Origin of the sequence: Methylobacterium sp. E-066, from assembly GCF_022829635.1 — a bacterium.
GTDB lineage: Bacteria > Pseudomonadota > Alphaproteobacteria > Rhizobiales > Beijerinckiaceae > Methylobacterium.
Map to the genome: position 1 here is coordinate 54,624 of NZ_JAKSYO010000128.1, position 18,235 is coordinate 72,858.

The window sequence follows — 18,235 nt, forward strand, 5'->3', positions numbered from 1 at the left end:
CCGTTCAAAGATAGCTTCGGCCGTCGAGGTAGGCCTTGCGCCAGCGCTTGATCTCGACACGGTCGAACAAGCCCACCTTGTGAAACGGGTCCGCCTGGATGAGTGCCTCGGCTTCCGCGCGGGTGTCGACATCGACGACGTACAGGCCGCCACCGGCATCGCTCCCATCGTCGTTCAGTTTCGCGCCACAGGCCAGGAGCCGGCCCTTAATCCGGTCGAGGTAGACGAGATGCTCCGCACGATTGGCCTTGCGAAGGTCGAGGCTTCCGGGCTTGTCGAACGTTTCGATCATATACGGCATGGGCGTTGCCCCGTCAGTTGGCTGCGATGGCCGAAGGATGCTGCGCCAGCGGCGTGACGCTGATCGACATGTACGGATAGAGTGGCAGCAAACTCAGGATGTCGTGAAGCTCGTCGTTGCCGGCAGCGTCGAACACGCTGTAGTTGGCATATTGCCCAGCGATGCGCCAAAGGTGCCGCCACGTGCCCTCATGCTGCAGCTTTTGCGCATAGGCCTTTTCCTGGGCCTTCAGGCGATCCACCTCCACTTTGGGCAAAGCGTCCGGGATGTTGACCTGCATGTGGACCATGTAGAGCATGACGCCGATCCTTCATCGTCGTGGCTTCCGAACGCTTCCGACCTCGGACGCATTGCAGTGAACGCTATAGACTACAGACGAAATTAAACTCAAAACGCCGCGGTGCCGTCGAGTCCGACGTGGACCTTCGTGCCCCACACGGCCGATGCTGTGGGCCGCCTTGTGCCTGAGCAGGGCCGGTACGACCCGCACCGCGCCGCTGCTCCCGGAGGGTTATCGGTGAACGGCATGCTTCAGGCATCGGCGCGGATCAGGTCGGAAGCCTTCTCGGCGATCATGAACACCGCCGCCTGCGTATTCCCGGAGACGATGCGCGGCATGACCGAGGCGTCGGCCACGCGAAGCCCCGTCACCCCGCGTACGCGCAGCTGCGGATCCGTGACCGACTCGGGATCGCCGCCCATGCGGCAGGTGCCGCAGATGTGGTAGATCGTCTGACCGTCGCGGCGGGCGAAGTCGAGCCAGTCCGCATCCGTCCGGCAGTCCGAGCCCGGGTTGAGTTCGGCGCCGCGGAAACGGTCCATCGGCGCCTGCGCGACGATGGACCGGGCGATCTTCATCCCATCGACCATCGCACGGCGGTCCTCCTCCGTGGCGAGGAAGTTCGGGCGGATCGCCGGGGGCGTCAGCGGGTCAGGCGAGGCGGCGTGGATCGTGCCGCGCGATTCCGGCCGCAGCTGTGTGACGCCGATCGTCATGCCGGGCAGGCGATCGAGCTTGCGCTCGGCAGCATTGGCGTAGCTCGCGTGCATGAAGAAGTACTGTACGTCGGGCCCGTCGAGCCCCGGTCGCGTACGCACGAAGCCGTGGGCGAGGCCGGTCCCGAGCGAGAGGATCCCTCGCCGGGTGGCGAGGTAGCGCGCCGCCGCGAGGCCGAGGCGGAGGCCGCGGGTCTGCTCGTTCAGCGTCACCGGCAGGCGCACACGCCAGTTCATGCGCGTGCAGTAATGGTCCATGTAGTTGGCGCCGACGCCCGGGAGCGCGCGCCGCACCGTCACGCCGAGCCCGGCGAGGATCGCCGGATCACCGAGGCCGGACAGCTCCAGGATCTGCGGGGTCTGGGCCGCCCCGGCGGCGAGGATCACCTCCCCGCGGCAACGGAAGAGCCGCTCGCGCCCGCCGACCAGCGCGGCGACGCCGCTCGCCCGATCCTGATCGAATGTCAGCCGCAGGACGTGCGCGTCCGTCACGACGGCGAGGTTCGCGCGTCCCAGCGCAGGCCTCAGGTAAGCGTCGGCGGCGCTGATCCGCCGCCCGCGCCGCTGATTGACCTGGTAATAGCCGAAGCCGTCCTGTCTCTCCGCGTTGTAGTCGGGATTGCGCGGATATCCGGCCGCCTGCGCGGCGGCGATGAGGGCTTCCGCGATCGCCGGCCGCTCGGCGACTTCGGTGAGGGGCAGCGGTCCGCCGCGGGCGCGCAACGGATCCGGCGGCCCGTCATAATCCTCGAGTCTGCGGAAGTAGGGCAGCACGTCCGCGAAGCTCCAGCCGCGGCACCCGGCCTGCGCCCAGGCATCGAAATCCTGCGGCTGCCCGCGCACGTAGATCATGCCGTTGATCAGCGTCGAGCCGCCGAGGCCCCGGCCCCGCGGAACCGCGATCACTCGGCCTCCGGTCGCCTCCTCCGGTTCGGTTTGGAACCGCCAGTTGTAGGACGGGTGCTGGAGCATGCGGCTGAATCCGGCGGGGATCGAGACCCAGGGGCTGCGCGCGCGTCCCCCCGCCTCCAGGAGCAGCACCCGGTGTGTCCCGGATTCGCTCAGCCGGTTGGCCAGCACGCAGCCCGCCGTGCCGCCGCCCACGATCACGTAGTCGAAGTCACCCGCCGCAGCGGCGTCGATATCGATCCGTCCCAACGATCCAGCCTCACAATGCGCCCATGTGGCGGGCCATCAGGGCGATCTGGCGCTCCAGCATCGGCAGGCCCTTCTGGATGCGGCAGCCCGCAGCCTGCGCCGCGGCGAGCAGCGGCGTCGTCTCGGGCGCCATGATCGCCTCGGCGACGAACTGGCCGGCATGGAGGGCGGTCAGATCGAAGGGGGTGGCGTCCTGCGGACGCATCCCGAGCGATGTGCCGTTGACGAGAAGGTCATGGTCCGCCTGGCCTCCCTCGGCCGCGACGGCGAGAGTGGGGTAAGCGGCGCGCAGGCGTTCCGCCAGCGCCTGCGCGCGGTCGGCGGTACGGTTCAGGATCGTCAGGCGCGCGACGCCCGCCTCCGCGAGCGCGAAGGCGATGGCGCTCGCCGCGCCGCCGGCCCCTGCGAGCGCCGCGCTCCGGCCACGGGGCTCCACGCCCGAAGCACGCAGGGCCTCGACGAAGCCGATGCCGTCCAGCATCGTGCCGACCATGCGCCCGTCCGCCTCGCGCCGGACGCAGTTCACGGCCCCGATCTGCTCGGCCTCGCGGGTGAGCGCGTCGCACAAGCCGGTCATCGCCGTCTTGTGCGGCACCGTGGCGATGAAGCCGCCGAAATTGCGCAGGTGCCGGAGCCCCTCGATCACGGCGGCCAAGCCGCCCGCGGTCACATGCAGCGGGACGAGGATGCCGTCCACCCCGTGACGGGCGAAGAGCGCGCCCATCACCTCGGGCGCCTTCACGTGGTAGATCGGGTCCGCCACGATCCCGTAGACCCGGGTCCGTCCGGTGATCCCGGTCGCGGTGATCGCCCCGTCCATGGCCGCCCTCCCTTCCATGCCCTGCCTCGACCTGTCTCGGCTCACGTCATGTACAGGCCGCCGGCCACGTCGACGGTCTGGCCGGTGACGAAGCTGGCTTCCGCAGAAGTCAGGTAGAGGGCGAGGTCCGCGACCTCCTCAGGGATGCCGAGGCGGCCCATAGGCGTCAGGCGAGCCTGTTCGTCGTTGACCGCGCGGCCCACCGCCCGGACCATCGGGGTCTCGATCCGGCCCGGCGCGATCGCGTTGACGCGGATGCCGAACGGGCCGAGTTCGGCCGCGAGGTGCTTGGTGAGGCCGATCAGCCCCGCCTTCGAGGCCGCGTAATGGCAGGCGACGATCGGCGAGTAGGTCTTGCCCGCCACCGAGGACAGGTTGACGATCCAGCCGCGCCCGGCCGCGCACATCGCCGGCGTCAGCGCCCGGACGGTGTTGAACGCCCCAGTCAGATTCACGGCGACGACGCGGTTCCATTCGGCCGGATCCATCTCCCAGACGCGGTGGGCCGCCCCATCGTGCTTGGGCGAGATGCCGGCATTGTTGACCACCGTGTCGAACGCGCCGTCCAGCGCGGCGGCGGCCTCGGACAGGGCCGCCTCGACCGCCGGATAATCGGCGACATCGAGCTGCATCGGCAGGGCGCGCCCGCCCGCAATCTCGATGGCCGCGACCGTCGCCACCACATCGTCCGGGTTCACGTCGGCGACGCCGACCCGGGCACCACGCGCACCGAAGCCCTCCGCGATCGCGCGGCCGATCCCGCGCCCGGCTCCCGTGACGAGGACGCGCCGGTCGGCATGGCTCGGTCGCCGCGCGATCGCGTCCGGGTTCGTCTCCCGCTCGGTCATCTCAGATCCCCAGATAGGCGCGACGCACGTGATCGTTGTCGAGCAGGGCCGCGGATACGTCGGCGAGCACGATCTCGCCGTTCTCCAGCACGTAGCCCCGATCGGCGACCTGGAGCGTGTGGAACACGTTCTGCTCGACGATCAGCACGGTGGCGCCGGTCTTCACGATCCGGTCGACGACCGCGAAGACCTGCGCCACCACGATCGGCGCGAGGCCGAGCGAGGGCTCGTCGAACATCAGGAGCTTGGGGCGCGCCATCATCCCGCGGGCGATGGCCACCATCTGCTGCTCGCCGCCCGACAGGGAGCCGGCATTCTGGTCGAGGCGCTCGCGCACCCGCGGGAACAGGTCGAGCACCTCCGCCAGCGTCTCCCCCTGCCGCCCCCGCGCCGCGCGGCGGTAGGCGCCCATCAGCAGGTTCTCCCGCACCGTCATCTCGGGGAAGAGCTGACGCCCCTCCGGGATCAGGGTGACGCCCCGCTCCACCATCTCGTGGCCCGAGAGCCGTGTGACGTCCTCGTCCTCGAACAGGATCCGTCCGCGGGTCGGCCTCACCAGGCCGGCGATGGTCCGCAGCGTCGTCGTCTTGCCGGCGCCGTTGGCGCCGACGATGGTCACCACCTCGCCGGCGCGCACGTCCAGCGACACGGCGTGCAGGATGCTGGTCGCGCCGTAGCCGGCATCCACGCACTCAAGCGTGAGCATGGACGAACTCCTTGCCGAGATACGCCTCAATCACGGCGGGATCCCTTACGACGTCCTGCGGGCTGCCCTGGGCGATGATCTGCCCGGAACTCAGGACGATCACCCGGTCGGAGAGCGCCATCACCGCCTGCATGACGTGTTCGATGGCGATGATGCTGACGCCGGAATCGCGGATCGACAGCATCAGGTCGATGGCGCGGCGCACATCGGTCTGGTTGATGCCGGCCATCACCTCGTCGAGGAGCAGCACGCGCGGACGCATCGCCATCACGCGGGCGACCTCGAGCCGCTTGAGGCCGCCGATGGTGAGGCCGCGGGCCTCACTTTGGAGCCAGGGCGCGAGCCCCATCCGCTCGGCGGTCGCGCGCGCGACCTCCCGCGCCTCGCGCACGTCACGGTGACGGTAGAAGGCGCCGACCATGATGTTCTCCTCGACCGTCATGGCCGCGAAGGGCTGCACGATCTGGAAAGTCCGGCCGACGCCAAGGGCGGCGAAGTCCGCCGGTCGGCCCGGTCTGTGCCAGGTCCCATCCGGCGCGCGGACGCTCACCGTTCCGGCATCGGGCTTCAGGAAGCCCGAGATCATATTGAAGACCGTGGTCTTGCCGGCCCCGTTCGGACCGATCAGGCCGAGAATCTCGCCCTGGCGGAGCGTGAAGCCGACATCGTTGGTCACGTGCAGGCCGCCGAAGCGCTTCTGCAGACCCTCGACCTGGATGACGGCATCGCCGACCGGCCGCAGCTCCGCCGCCCGCGGCGCGGCGGCGACCGCACTGGCTTGTACCCCGCGGACGCCGGTTTTCGTCCGTGTGAAGCGCGCGACGAGCCCCATCAGGCCGTTGGGCAGGAACAGGACGACGAGCACCAGCACGAGGCCGTAGACGAGCCCATGGAGCCCGAGCGCCTTCGCGCCGATCCAGCCTCGGGCGAGTTCGGTGATCGGCACGAGGAGGAGCGCGCCGAGCAGCGGTCCGAACACCGTGCCCAGCCCGCCGATCAGAGCGAACATCGCGATCTGGATCGACAGGGTGAGCGAGAACACCGCCGCCGGCTCGATGAAGGTCAGATACATGGCGTGGAAGGTGCCGACCATCGCGGTCAGCGCCCCCGACACCGCCACGGCCACGAGCCGCATGCCCACCGTCGGCACGCCCGCGGCGCGGGCGGCCGACTCCCGCTCGCGGGTCGCGACGAGGTAGAACCCGATCCGGTGGGTCCGCATCCACCACGCGACCGCCAGCGTCAGCAGCAGCAACCCGAAGGCGATGGCCAAGGGCGGCCAGCGATCCCGGAACACCATCCACGCCCAGCCGAATTTCAGCGGGATCATCAGCCCGGTGGCGCCCCCGGTCAGGTCCCGGAAATGCAGGGCCAGCACGCGGAAGACCTCGAGGAAAGCGATCGTCGCCAGCGAGAAGAACGGCCCGTGCAGCCGGAAGCATGGATAGCTGATGGCAAGCGCCACCAGCATGGCGAGCGCGGCGCCCGCCACCATGCCGATCCACGGGCTGATGCCGGCGCCGACGAGCAGCATGCCGCAATAGGCGCCGAGCCCGTAGAAGATGCCGTGGCCGAGGGAGAGCTGGCCGGCATAGCCGCCGACGATGTTCCAGGCGGTCGAGAGCGCCGCGAAGACGCAGATCGTGATGAAGACATGGTAGACGAACGGATTGCCGATCGCCACCGGGACGGCCACGAGCGCCGCGAGAACGAGGGCCAACGCCACCGCGCCCGGGCGCGGGAGCGCGGCGCGCACGGGGACCGGTGTCGCGGGGATCGGGATATCGGTCATCGCGGCCCCTTCACGGCGAGACGTGGGACAGCCGAAGCTGTCGCCCGAAGAGGCCCGAGGGCTTCAGGATCAGGATCGCCAGGAACACGCCGAAGACGGCGACCTCGCGCATGTCGGCGCCGACATAGAAGCCGGTGACGCTGTCGATCAGGCCGATCAGGATCGCCCCGACGAAAGCGCCGCGGATCGAGCCGAGGCCGCCGAGCACGACGACCACGAAGGCGATCAGCACGAAGTAGGTGCCGCTGTTGGGCGAGGTCGGATAGAGCGGCGCGATCAGGACCGCGGCCACCCCGACGCAGGCCGCGCCGATCCCAAAGGTCAGGGCGTAGATCCGGTTCACGTCGATGCCCATCAGCTCGGCCGCGGCGCGGTTCTGGGCCACGGCCCGGATCGCCCGTCCCGTGCGCGTCCGCGCCAGGAAGGTCTGCAGCCCCGCCACCAGCAGGATCGCCGTGCCGAGGATCACCATCTGCCCGAGCAGCACCCGCACCGGCCCGATCTGCAGCGGCTGGCGCAGGCCCGACGGCGGCGTGTTGGCGATGTCGGCCCCGAAGACGAGAAGGGCGAGGTTGATCAGCACCGTCGACAGGCCGACCGTGGCGAAGATCTGGATGTGATGATCGCCCGCGGCGAGCAGCGGCTGGATCAGGAACCGCTGGGTCAGGGCGCCCAGCAGGAACAGGACGGGGACGACGAGGATCACCGCGGCGAACGGGTGGAGGCCGAGCCCGGTCACGGCAAGGTAGGTCAGGTACATCCCGACCATCAGGAACTCGCCGTGGGCGAAGTTGACCACCTTCACGATGCCGAAGATCAGAGTCAGCCCGACGCTGACGATGGCGAACAGGCCGCCGAGCATCACGCCGTTGGCAAGCACTTGGAGGAAGACGTCCATCCCCGATCTCCGTGACGGCGGTTATCGGCGCGTCTGCATCGGCGCGACGGCGGCGCTCTCGGGATAGACCGTGACGAGCTTGCCGCCCTGCCACTGCATGCCCATCATCGCGGCGCGCTCGTTCTGGTTGTTCTTGCCGAACTTGAACCCGTAGCCGACCGCGGTGACGCCGTCCTTCACGTCGATGCCCTGTGCCGCCTTGACGATGGTGTCGGGCTCGAAGCCCTTCGCCTTGTCGATGGCCTGGAGGATGAGCTTGGCGCCGACGTAGTTGTTGAGCGAATGCCCGGAGCGCGGCGCGGCGCCGTATTTCTTCCGGTAGGCCGCCACGAAGGTCTCGAGGCCCGGCGTGTACTGCGTGTTGACGAGGTACTGGGTGAAATCGGTGTCGAGGACGCCCTCGATGACCTTGTGCCCGACCGCGTCGGCGGTGGGCTGCATCGAGTATCCGCCGCCGCCGCCGATGATGGCGCCCGGCTTGAATCCCGCCTCGTTGGCCTGCTGGAGGAACAGGACGGAATCGTTCTGGTAGGAGGTCTGGAGCAGGACGTCGATGCTGCGTCCCTTCAGGTCCAGGACGAGGGAGGACATGTCGACCGTCGCGGCCGGATAGCCCTGTACGGTCACGACGTTGAGCTTGGCCTGGGCGGCATACTTCTTCTGGAAGCTCGCCACCGAGGTGCCGTAGCTCGAATCCTCGTAGATGATGCCGATCTTCAGGTCCTCGGGCTTCTTGCCGAGCCCGGCCGCGACCTTGTTGACGATCATCTCGACCGCGAGTTTGGCCATGTCCTCGGCCGTCGGGTTGGTGCGGTAGAGATACTGCAGCCCGCGCCCAGTCACCTCCTCGGCCACCGCGCCGAGCTCGAAATACGGGATGCCCGACAGCTCGGCCACCTGGCTCGCGGCGATCGAGCGAGCCGACGAATAGGAACCGAAGATCGCCACCACCCGCTCCAGGGAGATGAGGCGGCGCGCCTCGCCGATCGCCTGATTGTTGTCGACCGCGTCGCCCCGGGCGAGCACGACCTTCTGCCCCTGGATGCCGCCCGCGGCGTTGATCTCGTCGACGGCGATCTCGACGCCCCGTGCGCTCTCCTCGCCCAGGAGCGCGAGTTGCCCGCTGAACGGGAAGAGCGCGCCGAATGTCACGTCGGCGGCCCGGGCCGTCGCCTGGGCCGCGGCGCCCAGCGCGAGGGCGGCGGCGAGTGCACGCGCCAGAACTCTCATCGTTTCCTCCCGTGTCAGTCGTCGACCCGGCGCTTCGCGCGCCTTCTCGTCGGGTCGGTCGGCGGCGTCAGTAGGCGAGCGCGTCGTTGCCCTCGAAGCTGGTGATCGGCGGGTAGGCGCGCTGGTCGGTGATCACGTCGATCACCGTCACGGCGCCGCTGGCGAGCGCGGCGTGCAGCGCTGGCGCAAGATCCCCGGGGCGCTCCACGCGCGTTCCGGCGCAGCCGCAGGCCCGCGCGATCGCGGCATGGTCCACCGCCTCGAAATCGCAGACGTCGGTGAAGTCGCCGAACAGGCTCAGCTCCGCGTGTTTCTGGTAGCCGAGGATCTGATTGTTCAAGACGACGACGATGACCGGAAGCCGCATGCGCCGCGCCGTCTCCAGCTCCGACCAGACATGGCCGAAACCGCCGTCACCGGTCACGCAGATCACGGGCGCCTCCGGGCGCGCCGCTTTGGCGCCGAGGGCGAAGGGCAGGCCCCAGCCGAGGCCCGCGATGCCGCGCGGTGTCAGGAAGCGCTGGCCGGACGTCCGCGCAGTGAGGAAGTTGGCGATCCAGATCGAGGCGTAGCTCGCGTCGGCGACGACGATTGTCTCGGGCGTCGTCACCGCGTCGATCTCGGCCATGATCCGCTCCGGCCGGATCGGTGTGGCCTCCATGTCGACGAGGCGGGCCAGGTCGTCGGCGTGGGCCTCACGGGCACGGACGATCGTGTCTTCGAGAGCCGCGCGGCGGCCCTCGAGCCCGGACAGATCGCGCTGCCGAAGGGCCTCCGCGAGGGCGGCGAGCGTCAGCTTGGCGTCGCCAACGAGGCGCAGGGACTCGTAGTTGCGGCCGACCTCGCCCCCGTCCACGTCGAGATGGATGAATCGGGCCCCCTCCGGGTAGAGCGACCAGCTGTCGGTGCCGTTCTGGTTGGTGCGGTTGCCGACCAGGAGGACGACATCGGCCTCCGTGACGAGCGTGCGCAGATGAGACGAGCGCCCCCGTGGCGCCATGAAGTAGCCGACCACGCCGATCGAGAGCGGGTCGGTCTCGGCGACGGCGCCCTTGCCCATCACCGTGGTGGCAACCGGCAGTCCGAGTGCCTGGAGCGCGATCAGTTCGGGGCCTGCACCCGAGGAATGAACGCCACCGCCCGCGATCACCAGCGGGCGCTGCGCTCCGGCGATCAGGTCGGCGGCCTGCGCGATCCGGGCCGGATCGGCGACCGTGCGGTCGAGGGGGTAGGTGCCGAGGCTGGCCGAACGGCGGGGCGCGGCGGCCTCGAAGTCGGGGCGCTCGTCGAGCAGGTCGAGGGGCACCAGCAGCACGGCCGGCCCCGGACGCCCGGAGGCCGCGGCGGCGAAGGCCATGTCGACGTAATCGTCGATGCGCTCGGCGACCGCGACCCGGCGCACCCATTTGGCGACGCCCGCGAACAGGGCGAGGTGATCGAGTTCCTGGAAGGCGTTCCTGTCGGTGAAGCGGCGGTGGACGTCCTGGACGATCGCCACGACCGGAATAGAGGCCTTCAGGGCTTCCGCGAGCCCGGGCACCAGCAGGGTGGCGGCGGGGCCGTTCTGGGCCGCGACCACCGCGACGCGGCCGGAGATCCGCGCATACGCATCGGCCATCGCGGCGCCGGCGTTCTCGGTGCGGTAGCCGATCTGGCGGATGCCGTGATGCGGCGCGGCCAGGAACAGGGCCGAGGGGATGCTCTGGCCGAACACGTCGCGGACCCCGTGCCGGTGGAGCGCGGCGGCGAGGGCGTGGGCGCCGGTCATGTTGGCGCGCTCGAACATCTCGGACATCAGCGGCTCCCTCGCACGGTCTCGCCCATCGCCAGGACGATCTTCCCGATATGCTGGCCCGCATCCATGCGGGCATGGGCCTCGGCGACCCGGTCGAACGGGTACACGGAGTCGATCGGCGGCCGCGCCCGGCCCGCCGCGAGCAGCGGCAGGACGTGCTCGGCGAGGGCATCGGCGAGGCGCGCCTTCAGGGCGACTGGACGGGCCCGCAGCGTCGAGCCCGTCAGCGTCACCCGCTTCATCAGGAGCGGCTGGAAGTCGATCTCCGTCACGCGTGAGCCTTGCTGGAAGGCGATCTGCGCGATGCGCCCGTCGACCGCCACGGCGTCGAGATTGCGGGCGATGTACGGGCCGCCGACCATGTCGAGGATCACGTCGGGCCCGCTTCCGCCGGTGGCCGCTCTGGCTGCGGCAACGAAATCGTCCTGCCGATAATCGATCGCGGTATCCGCGCCGAGCCTCAGGCAGGCCGCGCACTTCTCCGGCGAGCCCGCGGTGACGAGGACCTTGGCGCCGCGCGCCTTCGCGAGCAGGATCGCGGTCGTGCCGATGCCCGAGGAACCGCCGTGGATCAGCAGGCTCTCGCCCGCCTGCAGCCGGGCGCGCTCGAACACGTTGCTCCACACGGTGAAATAGGTCTCGGGGATTGCGCCCGCCTCGACCGCCGGGAGGCCTTCCGGCACGGGAAGCGCGACGGCCTCGTCGACGACGGCCCATTCGGCGTAAGCGCCGCTCTGCACCAGCGCCATCACCCGGTCTCCAGGCTGAAAGCGCCCGGCACCGGGCCCGAGGGCCTCGACGATGCCGGCGAGTTCGAGCCCGAGCACGTCGGAGGCGCCGGGCGGCGGTGGGTACCGGCCCTCGCGCTGCATCACGTCCGGCCGGTTGATGCCCGCCGCCTCGACGCGCACGAGCACTTGGCCCTGGCCCGGCTCCGGACGAGGTCGCTCGACGATCCGGAGGACTTCGGGACCGCCCGGCCCCGCGGCGATGACCGCTCGCATCCCGGTGCTCATCCCCCCTCCCCCTGCGTTGCAACGGCTTCGGGAAGAAGCAGCACCTTCATGGCCTGCCGGCTGCGCGCGAGATCGAACGCCGCCCCGGCTTCGGCGAGGGGGCGTCGATGCGTGATCAGCGCTGCGAGCGTCCCGGCATGGGCGGCGAGAAGGCGGATCGCCTCGTCGAAGGCACGCGCCGTGGTGTCGTGGGCCGCACGAAGCTGCTTCTTGCTGCGAACGAAGCCGGTCAGATCGAGGTCGAGGGATCCGGAGTGGATTCCGGCCACCACCAGCACGCCGCCAGAACGCAGCACGGCCAACCCCTCGACCACCGACCGGGCTGATCCCGTCGCCTCGATCACCCGGTCGGCCTCCCCGCCAAAGGCATGCCGGACAGCGGCTTCCAGGCTGCCGCCGGTGAGATCGGTGGTCTCGCGGATGCCGATCCGGCGGGCGAGGTCGAGGCGGGCGGTGTCGTCGAGGCCGGCGAGCAACACGGCCGCGCCCCGGAGCTGCGCCACGAAGGCAATGCAGAGCCCGATCGGGCCCGGCCCGAGCACCACCACCCGATTGCCAGGCCCCACCTCCGCCATGTCGACGGCGTTGACCGCCACCGCCAGGGGCTCGGCCAAGGCCGCGACGGTCAGAGGCACGTCGTCAGGGAGACGGCGGCAATTCGCGGCCGGAACGACGACCTGTTGGGCAAAGGCCCCGTCGGCGTGCAGGCCGACGACCCGCCGGCCCTGGCAATCCTGCGGCCGGTCGGCGGAGCAGGCCGCGCAGTCACCGCACGCCACCGTGGGCCAGCACGTGACCCGGTCGCCCACCGCGAGCGCCGTCACGCCGTCTCCCACAGCCCGGACCGTACCGGCGAACTCGTGGCCGAGGGTGACCGGCATGAAGGCGGTCATGAAGCCGTAGCCCGGCGTCCACTCGTAGGCGTGGATGTCGCTGCCGCAGATGCCAGCAGCGGCAACCGCGATGGTCACGCGGCCCGCGCCCGGGCCGGGCGGTGCATCGACGTGGACGAGGTCTGCCCCGTAGGCAGCCGTCGCCTTGCGCAACGCAAGCATTTCCGTCCCCTGTCTACCGCTCGGCCTCGCGGCCCGGCAGCCCGCGACGCGGTGCGAGCCGTCGACGCAGTATGTAATTTGTTATAACAAACATCGCGCAAAGGGGCGGAATATGTCAAGCGCTTCGGCGTCCGAACCCGAAACCGGCGAAATCTTGCCGGACTGGGTCCGTCCGATCGTCAAGGAGAGCCTGAGCGAGCGCGCCTATCGCGAGCTTCGCGTCGCGCTGATGCGCGGGCAGCTGCGACCAGACACGCGCCTGCGTCTCCGCCCGATGTCGGCCCGGTTCGGTATCAGCGCGACACCAATGCGCGAGGCCCTGCTCAGACTCGTCTCCGAGAAGGCGCTGGCCCTCGATGCGCGCGGCAGTGTCGTTGTGCCCAGGCTGGCCCTGGATCAGCTCCTGGAGATCCGGGCGATCCGCACAGACCTCGAGGGACGGGCGGCTGCCGCAGCGATCGCTTCTCCCGTAGCGGAGATCGATGCTCTCGAGGCGATCCACGCGCAGATCGCGCAGTGTCATGCACGGCGCGACTTCGCGCGCGCCGTGAACCTCAACACCGAGTTCCACCTGTCGCTGTGCAGGCTCGGGCGGATGCCGATCCTGTCCGAGATCGTCGAACTTCTGTGGGTGCGATGCGGCCCGATCCTCTCGCACCTCTATGACGACGGTGTCCCTGATTGGGAGCCCCATCCCCATCGGCGCATCATCGACGCCTTGCGCCGAGGCAACTCGGACGCGGCGCGCGATGCGGTCCGAGAGGATATCGAGCGCGGCGGCAGCGGGTTGTTCGCCCATGTCCGCGCGTCCCCCGCGGGGTGATCCGGGGAGGGTGCCTGGGACCCGCCGAAGAGATCTTTGGCCTGCCCCTCCAGCATCTGGCCGCAACCTCTGCGTTGCCCGCCGCGCCGCGTGGATCGGGCTCGATCAGTCAGCCGGAACGGGCGGCGATGGCAAGGTTTCCTTCGCGTCGGCGGGCGGCTCGACCTTGGCGACATTCAAGGTCATGCAGACGAAGTCGTAGTAGCCGTTGACTGCGATGAGATCCATCGCTCCCTGTTCTCCGAACCGGGCGACCACCGACTTGTACAGGGCGTCGGACACTTGCCTGTCACGATGAAGCTGGGTCGAGAAGTCGTAAATCAGCGCCTCGTCGGTACTCATGCTGGCCGGCCGCCGGCCGGCCTTCAAGTCCTCGGCGATCGAGGGGCGAAGGCCAGCCTTAATGGCCAGCGGATGATGCGCGTACCATTCATAGCCGGAACTCCATACCCGGCCGGTGATCAGGATTGCGAACTCGTTGAGATCACGAGGCAGGCTCGTATTGAACCGGAGGTACTCGCCGACTTTTTGTAGACGATTGCTGAGTTCGGGTGAGCGCAGCCACGCATTGAACGGGCCGTCAAGGGATTTTCGCGGTCCGGAGAGGATCGCGTCCGCGGCGCTCTTCTGGGCTGCCGTCATCTGATCTGGTTGCAGAGGCGGGAAACGCTCGACGGTCTGCACTGAGGTGTCGTTCGCAGCCAGCAGCAGGCTGACGGCGGCTAGAACTAGCACTTTCATCGGCGCTCCTCCCATTCCGGATTTTGCAACCGGATACGGTCATGTTGGCCAAACGAACCGTTTGTGTCTATCCGTCCGTCAATATGAACAGTCCTCATGGCGGCATTGATCTCTGAATGCCGACTCCCTGCCTGAAATGCCCGCCATGCAGATCGTCCACGCTGCCCTTCCGGAAGCCTTCGCGAGGGCGCTCGGAATGGAGTTGCTCGTCCCGCCCGAAATTCAAGTTGTTTGACCGGCAGCGTCCAGATTCGAATTCTGCGCGGCCGCGGCGTTCGCTATCAAGATGCTGACAGCGTCTGCCCACAGACCGGACTGGGCTCGTTTCAACCGTCGAGGGCGATCGTCATCAACATACTGCAAGCCGCGCTTGCCGGCCCGGCAGTTGGATACCACTGAGCGCATCTCGCTCACTCGTTTAGGCCGGGATCCGCGTGCCATCCCAGGCGAAGACGCCGCCGGTATCCTTCACGCCGAGGCTATCGAGCACGCGTAGAAGACGGGACGCGCTCACGTCGGGTTGAACGACATTCTTAGTCGGATCTGACCGGAAGGGCCGCGACAAGGCGGAAGCGACCGTACCCGGATGCAAGCCGACGACGAGCGCCTCCGGTCGGGTGCGAGCCACTTCGATCGAGAGGGTCCGCAGGATCTGGTTCAACGCCGCTTTCGACGCGCGATACGAGTACCAGCCGCCCAACCGGTTGTCGTCGATGGAGCCAACCCGCGCCGACAATGCCGCAAACACGCAGCGTCCCCGGCGCGCCAGCACCGGCACGAAATGCTTGGCGACGAGCGCCGGGCCGATCGTGTTGACCGAAAAGACAGCGGCCATCTCGGCGGGATCGAGCGCCTTGAATGTCTTCTCGGGCGAAACGCCGTCCTGATGAAGGATGCCGGTTGCGACGATGACCAAACCGACAGGTCCGGCCGCACTGACGTTGGCCGCAGCCGCAGCGATCGTCGCCTCATCGCCGAGGTCGATCGGAACAGTGCGAACGCCTCGGGGAGTTGACGGCTCCGAACGGGAGAGCGCGAAGACCGGGGCGTAGGCTTCGCTGGCAGCGAGGGCGCACACCAGAGCACGGCCTATCCCGCCCGAGGCGCCGATGACGACCGCGCTGGTCGAGGCGGGCGCCGTCAATGCGAAGCCCTGCCGACGTTCGCAGAGGGTCGGTCCAGCTTGCGGAAGATCAGGCTGAGGTTGTTGGCGGGCATCGCGACGCGCTCGGCGAGATGGAGCCCATGCGTGTCGGCGGCAACCGCGACGGCCTCGACGTCACGGACACCCCAGGACGCGTTCCTCGTGCGCAGGCCATCGTCGAACGCGGCGTTGCTCGGCGCGGTGTGGGCACCATCCTCCCGAAATGGGCCATAGAGGTAGAGAATTCCCCCCACAGGAAGCGTCGCACCCGCGCCGGCCATCAGCCCGGTTGTCGCGTCCCAGGCCGCGATATGGATCATGTTGATCGCGACGATCGCGTCGACCTTCGCCACCGGCCATAGCTGCCGGGTTGCATCGATCGCCAGCGGGGCCCGGAGATTCGCGAGGCCAGAGGCACGCGTATGGGCGACGATGCTGCGGCGCGCCACCTCGTCCGGATCGCTGGGCTGCCAGTCGAGGGCAGGCATCGCCCGGGCGAAGTGGACGGCGTGCTCGCCTGATCCGCTTGCGATCTCCAGAACGAGGCCGCTGGGTGGAACGACGCGCCTCAAGATTTCGACGATCGCCGCGGCGTTGCGCGCAACGGCCGGCGAGAACAGGGCATCCGACATGGGGGGCTTCAAGCGATGATCCCTTGGGGCCGCGTGGTCTTCCACCGCAGCATGTCTGTTTCTGGCGGTTCGCGCACGCTCCCCGAATGGCCAGCATGCGCGCGAAGCGACCGTTCTGCTTCCGGAAAAGCGCCATTCCCAAACCGACGGAAGTCCAGGAAATCGTGCTTCCTGCTCACCTCTTGCGCCTCTCTGCACGCGCTGGTTTGCTTCCCTGCTCGATCGGATAGGGAAAATGCCGCCAAGCTCCTGCACCTGCTGCAAAGATCTGAGCCCACGCACGTTCGAATCTCGATTTTCCGACGCGTTTCCCTGTAATTTCCGGGTCGACAGGGAAATTTCGTACGGAGACGGGTTCGCGTCCGACTGCCCGCTCCACCAGGCCTTCCTGGTGGAAATTTAGTTTCTTGCGCTTGGCGGCAATATCGCTGCTGGGACCAGAGCTTAGCGGCGGCCTGCACGGTCTCCCGCCACCGTCGTCACCGCTCCGCCGGCCAGCTTCGGGCTTGAACACGCGCTCGTTCTCGGCGTCGACAATGCCGTTTCCCGGCCCGCCCAGCTGATGCAGGCTCGAACACCGTTTCGTAGTTCTGCTCCTGCTGGCACGCTTCGACTGGAACGGGACCTGCGTGATCCTCGCCGGCGGCAGTACCCTCGCCGCGCGCGCCTTCGCAGCCGCCTCCCCCCTGGTCAGGACGGAGCGCGCCGCTGGCGTACCGGGCCGGAACCGGCGCCTGCTCGATCCGCTCTACCTGATCTTCCGCAACCCGGCGCTGCTGGCTGGCCGCAGCCTCCGCGATCTTCGGAGCCATCCAGCTTGTCCTGAGCGCCTTTCTGGTGATCTACTTGGTGCGGGTCGTCGGGCACGATCTGACCACCGCGGGTGCCCTCCACTCGGCGAGCCAAGTGGCGGGCATCCTCGGGCGGCCGGCCTGGAGATATCTGGCCGATCGCACGCAGGCCTCGCGCAACGTGCTGATCGGGCTGAGCCTCGGCATGGCGCTCAGCTGTACCCTCGCTGCCGCGCTCGCTCCGCTCGGCTCCTCCTGGCCGTCGATCCCCGTGGTGATCGTCTTCGGCGCGACGGCCACAGGCTGGAACGGGGTCTTTCTGGCGGAGATCATGAGTGCCCTCGCGCCCGCGGAGGTGGATGCGGCGACGAGCGGCGGTCTTCTGTTGTTCACGTACGCCGGCATCGTCGTCGGACCGACCGTGTTCGGCGCCCTGGCCCACAGCGCCGGGTTCGTCGCCGCATTCTTGACGCTGGCGCTCGGCGGCCTGATCGCGGCGCTTCTTGTGAGCGCGATGCCGCGATCCGGGCTGGTCGCCCCCTGACATCCGCGCGTCTTTGCGCATCTGCGCCGCAGCCGTTAGCGATGCGAACGTGCACATCGAGGTCCCCGCGATGATCGAGCTGTATGCCTGGAACACACCCAACGCGCGCAAGATCAGCGTCGCCCTGGAGGAGATGAGCCTGCCCTACCGGGTCAGGACCGTCGACATCACGAAGGGGGAGCAGTTCGATCCGGCCTTCCTGGCGATCAGCCCGAACAATCGCATCCCCGCCATCGTCGATCCGGACGGGCCCGGCGGTCCGATCTCGGTGTTCGAGTCGGGCGCGATCCTGCTGTACCTCGCCGAGAAGTCGGGCCGGTTCCTGCCGGCCGATCCGCGCCAACGCATGGCCGTGCTGGAGTGGCTGATGTGGCAGATGGGCGGGTTTGGACCGATGCCGGGGCAGGTCCACCATTTCCTGGGCGTCCCGGAGAAGGATCGGGCCTATGGATTGGAGCGCTACCTGAAGGAGACCCACCGGCTCTACGGCGTGCTGGATCGGCGCTTGGCGGCGGTGGAGTTTGTGGCCGACGCGCTGTCGATCTCGGATTTCGCCATTCTGGGTTGGGCGTGGCGGCACGAGCGTCATCAGGTCGATCTCTCCGACTACCCGCATGTGAAGCGCTGGTACGATATGATGATGGCCCGGCCGGCGGTGCAGCGTGGCTTCGCGGTCGCATTGAGCTGAGGGCGCAGGCATCTCGTAACTGCTCTTTCAGAAGAACGCTCAGACAGAGAAAATTCACCGCCGCGCTCGAAAGCAGAAAGTCCGCAGTCAGAAGAAAGATGCTGCCGACCATTGCCGCTAATACCAATCCTCATTGATCAGAACCCATGAGCCCAGGCGCGCAGTCCAATGGACATGATGCGCCAGGGTCGGTTGATGAGGGTATTCCAGGCCTCGCAGCAGTGGTCGAGGATGTCGGCGTAGGATTTGAAGACGCG

At 68.6% G+C, this 18,235-nt stretch carries 18 protein-coding genes and 1 pseudogene; 3 read left to right on the forward strand and 16 right to left on the reverse strand.

What is annotated here, in order from left to right; all coding sequences use genetic code 11:
- Positions 1 to 4: 4 nt before the first annotated feature.
- The 12 genes from MKL20_RS19045 to MKL20_RS19100 all read right to left on the reverse strand — a co-directional run bounded on the left by MKL20_RS19045 (position 5) and on the right by MKL20_RS19100 (position 12,615).
- The gene (locus MKL20_RS19045) at positions 5 to 292 is read right to left on the reverse strand and encodes a YciI family protein (RefSeq protein ID WP_244037984.1); all 288 of its coding nucleotides are present in this window, start codon (positions 290 to 292) and stop codon (positions 5 to 7) included.
- A 22-nt stretch (positions 293 to 314) separates the two neighbouring features.
- The gene (catC, locus tag MKL20_RS19050) at positions 315 to 599 is read right to left on the reverse strand and encodes a muconolactone Delta-isomerase (protein ID WP_244037985.1); all 285 of its coding nucleotides are present in this window, start codon (positions 597 to 599) and stop codon (positions 315 to 317) included.
- 233 nt (positions 600 to 832) lie between these two features.
- Entirely contained in the window at positions 833 to 2,455 is a 1,623-nt protein-coding gene (locus tag MKL20_RS19055; protein WP_244037986.1) for a GMC family oxidoreductase, read from the reverse strand.
- 10 nt (positions 2,456 to 2,465) lie between these two features.
- Entirely contained in the window at positions 2,466 to 3,275 is an 810-nt protein-coding gene (locus MKL20_RS19060; RefSeq protein WP_244037987.1) for a shikimate dehydrogenase family protein, read from the reverse strand.
- A gap of 41 nt (positions 3,276 to 3,316) precedes the next feature.
- Positions 3,317 to 4,123, reverse strand: a complete 807-nt coding sequence (fabG, locus tag MKL20_RS19065; protein WP_244037988.1) for a 3-oxoacyl-ACP reductase FabG — start codon at positions 4,121 to 4,123, stop codon at positions 3,317 to 3,319.
- 1 nt (position 4,124) lies between these two features.
- Positions 4,125 to 4,829 carry an ABC transporter ATP-binding protein gene (locus tag MKL20_RS19070; protein ID WP_244037989.1) on the reverse strand — a complete coding sequence of 235 codons (705 nt, stop codon included), beginning with the start codon at positions 4,827 to 4,829 and terminating at the stop codon, positions 4,125 to 4,127.
- Positions 4,816 to 6,621: an ABC transporter permease subunit gene (locus MKL20_RS19075; RefSeq protein ID WP_244037990.1), complete on the reverse strand. Its 1,806-nt coding sequence runs from the start codon at positions 6,619 to 6,621 to the stop codon at positions 4,816 to 4,818. The genes MKL20_RS19070 and MKL20_RS19075 overlap by 14 nt, the downstream gene beginning before the upstream one ends.
- Before the next feature lie 10 nt (positions 6,622 to 6,631).
- The gene (locus tag MKL20_RS19080; protein ID WP_244037991.1) at positions 6,632 to 7,519 is read right to left on the reverse strand and encodes a branched-chain amino acid ABC transporter permease; all 888 of its coding nucleotides are present in this window, start codon (positions 7,517 to 7,519) and stop codon (positions 6,632 to 6,634) included.
- A gap of 21 nt (positions 7,520 to 7,540) precedes the next feature.
- Positions 7,541 to 8,749, reverse strand: coding sequence for an ABC transporter substrate-binding protein (locus MKL20_RS19085; protein WP_244037992.1), 1,209 nt, complete (start codon positions 8,747 to 8,749; stop codon positions 7,541 to 7,543).
- A gap of 67 nt (positions 8,750 to 8,816) precedes the next feature.
- Complete coding sequence (locus tag MKL20_RS19090) at positions 8,817 to 10,544, reverse strand: acetolactate synthase catalytic subunit (protein WP_244037993.1); 1,728 nt, start codon at positions 10,542 to 10,544, stop codon at positions 8,817 to 8,819.
- Positions 10,544 to 11,560 (reverse strand): NAD(P)H-quinone oxidoreductase, encoded by a 1,017-nt coding sequence (locus MKL20_RS19095; RefSeq protein ID WP_244037994.1) that lies wholly within the window; start codon positions 11,558 to 11,560, stop codon positions 10,544 to 10,546. The genes MKL20_RS19090 and MKL20_RS19095 overlap by 1 nt, the downstream gene beginning before the upstream one ends.
- On the reverse strand, positions 11,557 to 12,615 hold the full coding sequence (locus MKL20_RS19100) for a zinc-dependent alcohol dehydrogenase (protein WP_244037995.1): 1,059 nt from the start codon (positions 12,613 to 12,615) through the stop codon (positions 11,557 to 11,559). The genes MKL20_RS19095 and MKL20_RS19100 overlap by 4 nt, the downstream gene beginning before the upstream one ends.
- 112 nt (positions 12,616 to 12,727) lie before the next feature.
- Between MKL20_RS19100 and MKL20_RS19105 the strand changes: the two genes are divergently transcribed.
- On the forward strand, positions 12,728 to 13,438 hold the full coding sequence (locus tag MKL20_RS19105; RefSeq protein ID WP_244038004.1) for a GntR family transcriptional regulator: 711 nt from the start codon (positions 12,728 to 12,730) through the stop codon (positions 13,436 to 13,438).
- Between the two features lie 105 nt (positions 13,439 to 13,543).
- Here the strand turns inward: MKL20_RS19105 and MKL20_RS19110 are convergent, their stop codons facing one another.
- The 3 genes from MKL20_RS19110 to MKL20_RS19120 all read right to left on the reverse strand — a co-directional run bounded on the left by MKL20_RS19110 (position 13,544) and on the right by MKL20_RS19120 (position 15,955).
- Entirely contained in the window at positions 13,544 to 14,179 is a 636-nt protein-coding gene (locus tag MKL20_RS19110) for a carboxymuconolactone decarboxylase family protein (RefSeq protein ID WP_244037996.1), read from the reverse strand.
- A 418-nt stretch (positions 14,180 to 14,597) separates the two neighbouring features.
- A complete protein-coding gene (locus tag MKL20_RS19115) occupies positions 14,598 to 15,323 on the reverse strand; it encodes an SDR family NAD(P)-dependent oxidoreductase (RefSeq protein WP_244037997.1) in 726 nt (241 codons plus the stop codon).
- A complete protein-coding gene (locus tag MKL20_RS19120) occupies positions 15,320 to 15,955 on the reverse strand; it encodes a DUF938 domain-containing protein (RefSeq protein ID WP_244037998.1) in 636 nt (211 codons plus the stop codon). Before MKL20_RS19120 ends, MKL20_RS19115 begins: the two co-directional genes overlap by 4 nt.
- A gap of 798 nt (positions 15,956 to 16,753) precedes the next feature.
- Here MKL20_RS19120 and MKL20_RS19125 point away from each other — a divergent pair.
- Complete coding sequence (locus MKL20_RS19125) at positions 16,754 to 17,290, forward strand: MFS transporter (protein ID WP_409568169.1); 537 nt, start codon at positions 16,754 to 16,756, stop codon at positions 17,288 to 17,290.
- Positions 17,291 to 17,360: 70 nt separating this feature from the next.
- Positions 17,361 to 17,978 carry a glutathione S-transferase family protein gene (locus MKL20_RS19130; protein ID WP_244038005.1) on the forward strand — a complete coding sequence of 206 codons (618 nt, stop codon included), beginning with the start codon at positions 17,361 to 17,363 and terminating at the stop codon, positions 17,976 to 17,978.
- Between the two features lie 137 nt (positions 17,979 to 18,115).
- On the opposite strand, the pseudogene MKL20_RS19135 reads toward MKL20_RS19130, so the two are convergent.
- Positions 18,116 to 18,235 (reverse strand): annotated as a pseudogene (locus MKL20_RS19135) (IS630 family transposase); the annotation flags it as partial.